This window comes from Pseudomonas fluorescens, from assembly GCF_003732425.1.
Lineage (GTDB): Bacteria > Pseudomonadota > Gammaproteobacteria > Pseudomonadales > Pseudomonadaceae > Aquipseudomonas > Aquipseudomonas fluorescens_BE.
The window spans coordinates 799609-808714 of the sequence record NZ_MOBX01000015.1 but is presented as its reverse complement, the minus strand read 5'-3'; the positions used below and the strand labels follow the sequence as shown (position 1 = coordinate 808714).

The window sequence follows — 9106 nt, the reverse complement described above, 5'->3', positions numbered from 1 at the left end:
TAAATTCCGAAACCCCAATTGCGAAAGCAGTTGGGGTTTTGTTTTGTCCGCAGTTTTGCAGTGTCTCGTGCAACTCCAATCATCATTTGCAGTCATTTCGCGCCTGGTTACTCCTCAGCAATGCCACTCTCCGCGTGCGTCAGCTGGTTTTCACCATGATCCGTAAGTTGCCACGTTTGCGCAGTGGCGCGATCGCGGTGTCGCACGCCATGGCTCGCCGACCTCTTTGTAGCTGCTCCTAACGCACCAGATTCGTCGGGTGCTCCCTGGTGGCGGACGGTTTCTCATCTCACGGAAACAGCTGGCGGTTGCGCTCGGTTGTGGGTGCGGTGTGTGATCAGCTAGATATCCCTGAGTGCTGGTTGCGGATCCGTGTCGCGATGGACGGGAATCGTCTTGAGCTTTGTATGGCTTTGTCTGGAGCTGCTCTTGTATGAATAGGCGCCCTGTAGCGCGTCTAAGAGGGGGAGGCATGTCCTGCCGCTGTGCCCGTGTGGCAAAGAGGTATCCGGGCGCTGTAGCCCTTTACGAGCCGCCTGCAAGGAAGCTGCTGGTGGGGGTTAGTCATATCTCCGTGCTGGCCAGCTTGCCTTAAGTAGATCCCGGTACTCGTGGCTATCGTCTGAACCAAGGGGTAGGGAATGTCGCTGTCGGAGTGCTTGCGGTGTTCTGCTTTGCGGGGAGGGGCGCTAGAGGCTGGATAAAAATCTTCGAGGAAGCTGGATTGCAAGAGGCGGGGGTGGAACCCAAGAAACCAAAAAGCCCGCAGTTAGCGGGCTTTAGGGGTGTTATATAGACGTTGGTAGTCGTCTACTTACTGCAAATGGTGCCCCGAGGGAGACTCGAACTCCCACTCCTTTCGAAAACGGATTTTGAATCCGCCGCGTCTACCAATTCCGCCATCAGGGCTCAATGGCGGCGAAGTATAGAGAGGTCATTACCGTTGGTCAATCACGTTTCATGGTCAATTTTCGATATTTCCGCTAGACTTCCCGGCCCTGCTAGACGAACCCCATCATGCGCGTTGCTGACTTTACTTTCGAGCTCCCTGATTCGCTGATCGCCCGCCACCCTTTGGCCGAGCGTCGCGGTAGTCGCCTGCTGACCCTGGATGGGCCGAGCGGCGCCTTGGCACACCGTCAATTCACTGATTTGCTTGAGCATTTATGCCCGGGCGATTTGATGGTGTTCAACAATACCCGGGTGATTCCGGCGCGGCTGTTCGGGCAGAAAGCGTCCGGGGGCAAGCTGGAAATCCTCATTGAGCGCGTGCTCGATACGCACCGCGTGCTGGCCCATGTACGCTCCAGCAAGTCGCCCAAACCAGGCACGAAGATTCTCGTCGACGGCGGTGGCGAGGCGGAAATGGTCGCGCGCCACGATGCGTTGTTCGAACTGGCCTTCGCTGAAGAAGTGCTGCCGCTGCTCGACCGTGTCGGGCACATGCCGTTGCCTCCCTACATCGATCGTCCGGATGAAGGTTCGGATCGCGAACGTTATCAGACCGTGTACGCCGAGCGTCTGGGTGCGGTGGCGGCGCCAACGGCGGGGCTGCATTTCGATCAGTCGCTGATGGAGGCGATTGCCGCTAAGGGCGTCGAGACCTCATTCGTCACGCTGCATGTGGGTGCGGGAACCTTCCAGCCCGTGCGTGTCGAGAAGCTTGAAGATCACCATATGCACACCGAGTGGCTGGAAGTCGGCCAGGACGTGGTCGATGCGGTCGCTGCGTGCCGTGCGCGCGGTGGCCGGGTGATTGCGGTCGGCACCACCAGCGTGCGTTCGCTGGAAAGCGCTGCGCGCGATGGTGTGCTCAAGCCGTTCAGTGGCGACACCGATATCTTTATCTACCCGGGCCGGCCGTTTCATGTGGTCGACGCTCTGGTGACCAACTTTCACTTGCCGGAATCCACGCTGTTGATGCTGGTTTCGGCATTCGCCGGTTATCCCGAAACCATGGCTGCCTACAAGGCTGCCGTCGACAACGGTTACCGCTTTTTCAGCTACGGCGATGCGATGTTCATCACCCGCAATCCCGCACCGACTGCCCCTAAAGACACAGGCCCAGAGGAAACAGAATGAGTCGCGAATGTCGAATGTCCTTTGAGCTCCTTGCCACCGATGGCAAGGCCCGTCGTGGTCGTCTGACCTTCCCGCGTGGCACCGTCGAGACCCCGGCATTTATGCCGGTGGGCACCTATGGCACGGTAAAAGGCATGTTGCCGCGTGACATCGTCGCCACTGGCGCGGAAATCATTCTGGGCAACACCTTCCACCTGTGGCTGCGTCCTGGCACCCAAGTGATCAAGGAACACGGTGATCTGCACGATTTCATGCAGTGGAAAGGCCCGATCCTGACCGACTCCGGTGGTTTCCAGGTGTTCAGCCTAGGCGCGATGCGCAAGATCAAGGAAGAGGGCGTGACCTTTGCCTCTCCGGTCGACGGCGCCAAAGTGTTCATGGGCCCGGAAGAATCGATGCAGGTGCAGCGCGATCTCGGCTCCGACATCGTGATGATTTTCGATGAATGCACGCCGTACCCGGCTGACGAAGACGTCGCGCGCGTATCGATGGAATTGTCGCTGCGCTGGGCCCAGCGCTCGAAGAATGCTCACGGTGACAACACCGCAGCTTTGTTCGGCATCGTTCAGGGTGGCATGCACCAGGATCTGCGCATGCGTTCGCTCGAAGGCCTCGACAAGATCGGCTTCGACGGCCTGGCTATCGGCGGTCTGTCGGTAGGCGAGCCGAAGCACGAAATGATCAAAGTATTGGATTATCTGCCGGGCATGATGCCGGCTGACAAACCTCGTTACCTTATGGGCGTTGGCAAACCGGAAGATCTGGTTGAGGGTGTGCGCCGCGGTGTGGACATGTTCGATTGCGTGATGCCAACCCGTAATGCCCGCAATGGGCATCTGTTCATTGATACAGGCGTGCTGAAGATCCGTAACGCGTTCCATCGTCATGATGAATCGCCGCTGGATCCGACCTGCGATTGCTATACCTGCCAGAACTTCTCTCGCGCTTATCTGCATCACCTGGACAAGTGCGGCGAAATGCTGGGAAGCATGCTCAATACCATCCATAACTTGCGCCATTATCAGGTGCTGATGGCTGGTTTGCGCGAGGCTATTCAACAGGGTACATTGGCCGCCTTTGTCGATGCCTTCTACGCCAAACGCGGGCTCCCCGTTCCGCCTTTGGACTGAGTTTTCTGACCCCAAGATTCAACATTTGCAACTGGAGTGCTAAATGAGCTTTTTTATCTCTAATGCCATGGCTGACGCCGCTGCACCGGCTGCTGCCGGCCCAATGGGTGGCGGTTTCGAGTGGATTTTCCTGGTCGGCTTCCTGGTCATCTTCTACCTGATGATCTGGCGTCCACAGGCCAAGCGCGCCAAAGAACAGAAGAACCTGCTGAGCAGCCTGCAGAAGGGCGACGAAGTGGTCACCACCGGCGGCATCGCTGGCAAGATCACCAAAGTGGCCGATGACTTCGTGGTTCTGGAAGTTTCCGACACCGTGGAAATGAAGTTCCAGAAAGGCGCCATCGCCGCAACGCTGCCAAAAGGCACGCTGAAAGCGATCTGAAGCAACAACTTCTACTCAATCGACGGGGCGCGCAAGGCGCCCCGCGTTCATAACGGGCGGCGTGATGCTGAACAAATATCCTCTGTGGAAATACATTCTGATCCTGGCGGTGCTGGCGATCGGTCTGATTTATTCCGCTCCCAATCTATACCCCGATGACCCGGCCATTCAGATCAGCGGCGCCAGCACGGCCCTGCAGGTCAATCAGGCCGATCTGGATCGCGTAAGCACCGCGCTCAAAGAGTCCGGGATCAATGTCAAGGCAGCCACGCTGGCGGCCAATGGCAAGGGCGGTCTGATCCGTCTGAGCAAGGCTGAAGACCAGCTGCCGGCCAAAGACGTTGTGCGCAAGGCATTGGGTGACGACTACGTGGTCGCGCTGAACCTGGCACAGACCACGCCGCAATGGTTGCGCAATCTCGGCGCACACCCGATGAAGCTGGGTCTGGACTTGTCCGGTGGTGTGCACTTCCTGCTGGAAGTGGACATGGACAAAGCCCTTGATGCACGCCTGAAAGTCTACGAAGGCGACGTCAAGAGCCTGCTGCGTAAAGAGAAGCTGCGCTATCGCAGCCTGCCGCAACTGGGCGGTGCCATTCAGTTGGGCTTCAGCGATGAAGACTCCCGCGAACAGGCCCGTGCACTGATCCGCAAGAACTTCAACGATTTCGACATTGTTCCGGCCGACCTCAACGGTCAACCGGTGCTGCGTCTGGCGATGACCCCGGCCAAGCTGGCGGAAATCCGTGAATACTCCATCAAGCAGAACTTGACCACGGTACGTAACCGCGTCAACGAGCTGGGTGTTGCCGAACCGATCGTTCAGCGTCAGGGCGCCAACCGCATCGTGGTTGAGCTGCCGGGCGTGCAGGACACTGCCGAAGCCAAGCGTATTCTGGGCAAGACGGCCAACCTTGAGTTCCGTCTGGCCGCAGAGCCGGGCGCTTCGAAAGCCACTTCCGAAACGTTCGAGTTCCGTGAAGGCAACCGTCCTCCTGCGCAGATCGAGCGCGGCCTGATCATCACCGGTGACCAGGTGACTGACGCCAAGGCCGGTTTCGGCGAGCACGGTACCCCTGAAGTGAACATCCGCCTGGATGGTCACGGCGGCGAGCTGATGAGCCGCGCCACCCGTTCGAACGTTGGTCGCAGCATGGCGGTGATCTTCATCGAACAGCGTCCGGTCACCACTTACACCAAGCAAGTGGTCGATGGCGTCGAAAAAGACGTTGCCGTTCAAACGTTCAAAGAAGAAAAGAAGATCATCAGCCTGGCGACCATTCAGTCGCCGCTGGGGGCTCAGTTCCGCATCACTGGCCTGAACGGTCAGGGCGAATCGTCCGAACTGGCGTTGCTGCTGCGTGCCGGTGGTCTGGCTGCTCCGATGTACTTTGCTGAAGAGCGCACAATCGGCCCGAGCCTGGGTGCTGACAACATCACCAAAGGTATCGATGCGTCGCTGTGGGGCATGTTGTTCGTGTCGCTGTTCATCATCGCCATCTACCGCTTCTTCGGCATCATCGCCACTGTCGCACTGGCGGTGAACATGGTGCTGCTGCTGGCCTTGATGTCGCTGCTGGGTGCAACGCTGACCCTGCCGGGTATCGCCGGTATCGTGCTGACCATGGGTATGGCGGTCGACGCCAACGTGCTGATCTTCTCGCGGATCCGTGAAGAGATCGCCGCCGGCATGACCGTGCAGCGTGCAATCAACGAAGGCTTCGGCCGGGCATTCACCGCGATTCTCGACGCCAACCTGACTACCTTGTTGGTCGGCGGGATTCTCTTTGCCATGGGCACCGGCCCGGTCAAAGGTTTCGCAGTGACCATGTCCCTCGGGATCTTTACCTCGATGTTCACGGCCATCATGGTGACCCGCGCAATGGTCAACCTGATCTTCGGCGGACGTGACTTCAAGAAGTTGTGGATTTAAGGGGCTGCCATGTTACGTACAATCAACTTCATGGGCGTTCGCAACTTCGCGTTCGGCGTCACAGTGTTTCTCACGTTGCTGGCTATGTTCAGTGTCGTGACCAAGGGTATGAACTGGGGTCTGGACTTCACCGGCGGTACGCTCATCGAGCTGACTTACGAGCGTCCGGCCGATGTCACCAAGGTGCGTGAGGAGTTGGTGACTTCGGGGTACCACGAAGCCATCGTGCAAAGCTTCGGTGCAACCACCGATCTGCTGGTGCGCATGCCGGGTGAAGACCCGCAGTTGGGCCATCAGGTCGCGGAAGCGCTGCAGAAACTCGGCGGTGATAACCCGGCAACGGTCAAGCGTGTCGAGTTCGTCGGCCCGCAGGTCGGTGAAGAACTGCGCGACCAGGGCGGCCTCGGCATGCTGCTGGCGCTCGGCGGCATCCTGATCTACCTGGCTTTCCGCTTTCAGTGGAAGTTCGCGGTCGGCGCCATCGTTTCGCTGATCCACGACGTGATCGTGACCATCGGTATTCTGTCGTTCTTCCAGATCACCTTCGACCTGACGGTGCTGGCGGCGGTACTGGCGATCATCGGTTACTCGCTGAACGACACCATCGTGGTATTCGACCGGGTTCGTGAGAACTTCCGCGTCCTGCGTAAGGCTTCGCTGATCGAGAACATCAACATCTCGACCACCCAGACCCTGCTGCGGACCATGGCGACGTCGATCTCCACCTTGCTGGCGATTGCGGCGCTGCTGTTCTTCGGTGGCGATAATCTGTTCGGCTTCTCCATCGCCCTGTTCATCGGTGTTCTCGCGGGTACTTACTCGTCGATCTACATCGCTAACGTGGTCCTGATCTGGCTGAACCTGAGCACTGAGGATTTGATTCCTCCGGCCAACACCGAGAAGGAAGTCGACGACCGTCCATAACGGCCATCGTTTTCCCGGCTGTCAGCCCAAGAAAGGCGCGAGTTGAACTCGCGCCTTTTTTTATGCTCCAAGGCTGGGAGAAGCGCGGGCGTGTCCCGCATGTGATGGTCAGGAGGTTCATGTGAACAAGTCGTTGCTGGTTGGTGCGGTATTGGGTGCTGTCGGTGTGACTGCCGGGGGCGCTGTTGCCACCTACAGCCTGGTTAAAAGCGGCCCTGAGTATGCGCAAGTGTTGGCCGTCGAACCGGTTAAAACACAGATCAAGACTCCACGTGAAGTGTGCAAGGACGTGACAGTGACTCGTCAGGCACCGGTAAAAGATCAGCACCAGATTGCCGGTACCGTTGTGGGTGCGCTGGCAGGTGGCTTGCTGGGTAATCAGATCGGCGGCGGCACCGGCAAGAAAATTGCCACGGTGGCTGGTGCAGTCGGTGGCGGTTATGCGGGCAACAAGGTGCAGGAAGGCATGCAAGAGCGTGACACCTACACCACTACGCAAACCCGCTGCAACACGGTCAATGACATCAGTGACAAGGTCGTCGGTTACGACGTGCGTTACTCGCTCGATGGCAAGGAAGGCAAAGTGCGCATGGATCGCGATCCGGGTAACCAGATTCCAGTCGATAAGGAAGGCAAGCTGATTCTGTCGCAGAATGAGCCGGGTCAGTAAAGACCGACCGTTTAAAAAGAAGCACCCTGCGGGGTGCTTTTTTTTGACCGCAATTTAAACCACACAACAAATCCCCTGTAGGAGTGAGCCTGCTCGCGATAGCTATTTATCATTCAAAACAGATGGGGCTGGTACACCGCTATCGCGAGCAGGCTCACTCCTACATTGGTCCAATGGCGTGGCAGAGGTTGAATTTCAGGCATAAAAAAAGCACCCCGAAGGGTGCTTTTTGCGTTTCGCGAAAAGCTTAGCGCTTCAGCGAAGCTGGCAGGTGCGGCTGGATCGCCGTCAGAACTGCCTTGAAGCATTTGGTGTTGCCGGCAACGATGTGGCCTTTTTCAAGGAAGTCGTGACCGCCGGTGAAGTCGCTCACCAGGCCGCCGGCTTCTTGAATCAGCAGGGCGCCTGCAGCCATGTCCCACTCGGACAGGCCCGACTCCCAGAACGCGTCGAAACGACCGGCAGCAACATAAGCCAGGTCCAGGCTGGCGGAGCCGGCGCGGCGGATGCCGGCAGTCTGGCCAACCAGGGCGCGGAACATGCCCAGGTAGTTGTCGAGGTTGTCCATCTGGTCGTCACGGAACGGGAAGCCGGTACCCAGCAGGGCGCCGTCAAGGCTGGTGCGACCGCTGACGCGCAGACGACGACCGTTCAGTTGAGCGCCGCGACCACGGCTGGCAGTGAATTCTTCCTGACGAACCGGGTCCAGAACCACTGCGTGTTCCAGGCGACCGCGGTATTTGCAGGCGATGCTGACAGCGAAGTGTGGAATGCCGCGCAGGAAGTTGGTGGTACCGTCCAGTGGGTCGATGATCCACAGGTATTCTTCGCCTTCAATGCCGGTGCCGGCGTGCAGGCCAGTCTCTTCACCCTGGATCGAGTGATTCGGGTAAGCCTTGCGCAGGGCGTCGATGATTTTCTGTTCGGCGGCGCGATCGACCTCGGATACATAATCCTTGGCGTCTTTTTCGTCGACCTTGATGGTATCCAGGCGCTCGATGGAGCGGAAGATCAGTTCACTGGCGCTGCGGGCGGCGCGCAGCGCGATATTCAGCATGGGCTGCATGGATGTGTCACCTAAGGTTGTTAAAGAAAGCCGCGCATTCTATCAGAACTTTTCTTCAGGTGAAGGACGCTGTTCGCTTTCATAGCTTAACGGTAGGCTGTTCTGTAAGATTTGCACCCCTTTCCTGTGTCCGAGAGCGCCTCCCTTGCTGCAGAACATTCGTGTCGTCCTGGTCAATACCAGCCACCCCGGCAACATCGGCGGGGCCGCGCGCGCCATGAAAAACATGGGTCTGTCGCGATTGGTGTTGGTCGAACCGCGGGTCTTCCCGCATCACGAAGCCGACGCTCGTGCTTCCGGTGCCGGTGACATTCTTGAAAGCGCGCAAGTCGTTGCCACTCTGGAAGACGCCTTGGTCGGCTGCAATCTGGTGCTTGGCACCAGCGCCCGTGACCGGCGTATCCCTTGGCCGCTGCTGGATCCGCGCGAGTGCGGTACTAAAGTGGTCGAAGAAGCCGGGCAGGGCGCTGAAATCGCCCTGGTGTTCGGTCGTGAAGATTCCGGCCTGACCAATGACGAGCTGCAGCGATGTCATTTTCACGTGCACATCCCCTCCGATCCTGAATTCAGCTCGCTGAATCTCGGGGCGGCGGTGCAGGTGTTGAGCTACGAAGTGCGCATGGCATGGCTGGCTGCACAAGGTCAGCCAAGCAAGATCGAGAAAGAAGAAGTAGCCTCGGTGAAAAGTGCCGAGCTGGCGACCATGGATGAGCTGGAGCGCTTTTATGAGCATCTGGAGCAGACGCTGGTCGCCATCGAATTCCTCGATCCGGAAAAGCCACGGCACTTGATGGCGCGCCTGCGCCGGTTGTACGGACGCAGCTCGGTCAGCCGGGCGGAAATGAATATTTTGCGTGGCATCCTCACGGAAACCCAGAAAGCGGCCCGTGGTGAGCTTCTTAAGCGGAAGGACTAAATG

8 protein-coding genes and 1 tRNA gene are annotated in these 9106 nt (G+C 58.4%); 7 read left to right on the top strand and 2 right to left on the bottom strand.

Features of this window, described 5'->3' with window-relative positions; all coding sequences use genetic code 11:
• Positions 1–824 precede the first annotated feature (824 nt).
• A tRNA-Leu gene (locus BK670_RS25605) sits at positions 825–909 on the bottom strand.
• Between the two features lie 108 nt (positions 910–1017).
• Here BK670_RS25605 and queA point away from each other — a divergent pair.
• The 6 genes from queA (at position 1018) to BK670_RS25575 (ending at position 7121) form a co-directional block, all read left to right on the top strand.
• Positions 1018–2082, top strand: a complete 1065-nt coding sequence (queA, locus tag BK670_RS25600; RefSeq protein WP_123453938.1) for a tRNA preQ1(34) S-adenosylmethionine ribosyltransferase-isomerase QueA — start codon at positions 1018–1020, stop codon at positions 2080–2082.
• A 14-nt stretch (positions 2083–2096) separates the two neighbouring features.
• Entirely contained in the window at positions 2097–3212 is a 1116-nt protein-coding gene (tgt, locus tag BK670_RS25595) for a tRNA guanosine(34) transglycosylase Tgt (RefSeq protein ID WP_162130185.1), read from the top strand.
• Between the two features lie 43 nt (positions 3213–3255).
• Positions 3256–3594 (top strand): preprotein translocase subunit YajC, encoded by a 339-nt coding sequence (gene yajC / locus BK670_RS25590; protein WP_007916913.1) that lies wholly within the window; start codon positions 3256–3258, stop codon positions 3592–3594.
• Positions 3595–3658: 64 nt separating this feature from the next.
• Positions 3659–5527 (top strand): protein translocase subunit SecD, encoded by a 1869-nt coding sequence (gene secD / locus BK670_RS25585; protein ID WP_123453936.1) that lies wholly within the window; start codon positions 3659–3661, stop codon positions 5525–5527.
• Positions 5528–5536: 9 nt separating this feature from the next.
• A complete protein-coding gene (gene secF, locus BK670_RS25580; RefSeq protein ID WP_123453934.1) occupies positions 5537–6451 on the top strand; it encodes a protein translocase subunit SecF in 915 nt (304 codons plus the stop codon).
• 121 nt (positions 6452–6572) lie between these two features.
• The gene (locus BK670_RS25575; protein ID WP_007956693.1) at positions 6573–7121 is read left to right on the top strand and encodes a glycine zipper 2TM domain-containing protein; all 549 of its coding nucleotides are present in this window, start codon (positions 6573–6575) and stop codon (positions 7119–7121) included.
• Positions 7122–7368: 247 nt separating this feature from the next.
• Here the strand turns inward: BK670_RS25575 and suhB are convergent, their stop codons facing one another.
• Complete coding sequence (gene suhB, locus BK670_RS25565) at positions 7369–8187, bottom strand: type III secretion system regulator SuhB (protein WP_016773320.1); 819 nt, start codon at positions 8185–8187, stop codon at positions 7369–7371.
• Between the two features lie 145 nt (positions 8188–8332).
• On the opposite strand from suhB, the gene trmJ reads away from it, so the two are divergent.
• Positions 8333–9103, top strand: a complete 771-nt coding sequence (trmJ, locus tag BK670_RS25560; protein WP_123453932.1) for a tRNA (cytosine(32)/uridine(32)-2'-O)-methyltransferase TrmJ — start codon at positions 8333–8335, stop codon at positions 9101–9103.
• Positions 9104–9106 lie beyond the last annotated feature (3 nt).

What these genes read in the sequence shown, in the direction of transcription:
- queA (WP_123453938.1), top strand. Translation starts at nt 1,018, where the DNA reads ATGCGCGTTGCTGACTTTACTTTCGAGCTCCCTGATTCGCTGATCGCC.
- tgt (WP_162130185.1), top strand. Translation starts at nt 2,097, where the DNA reads ATGTCCTTTGAGCTCCTTGCCACCGATGGCAAGGCCCGTCGTGGTCGT.
- yajC (WP_007916913.1), top strand. Translation starts at nt 3,256, where the DNA reads ATGAGCTTTTTTATCTCTAATGCCATGGCTGACGCCGCTGCACCGGCT.
- secD (WP_123453936.1), top strand. Translation starts at nt 3,659, where the DNA reads ATGCTGAACAAATATCCTCTGTGGAAATACATTCTGATCCTGGCGGTG.
- secF (WP_123453934.1), top strand. Translation starts at nt 5,537, where the DNA reads ATGTTACGTACAATCAACTTCATGGGCGTTCGCAACTTCGCGTTCGGC.
- suhB (WP_016773320.1), bottom strand. Translation starts at nt 8,187, where the DNA reads ATGCAGCCCATGCTGAATATCGCGCTGCGCGCCGCCCGCAGCGCCAGT.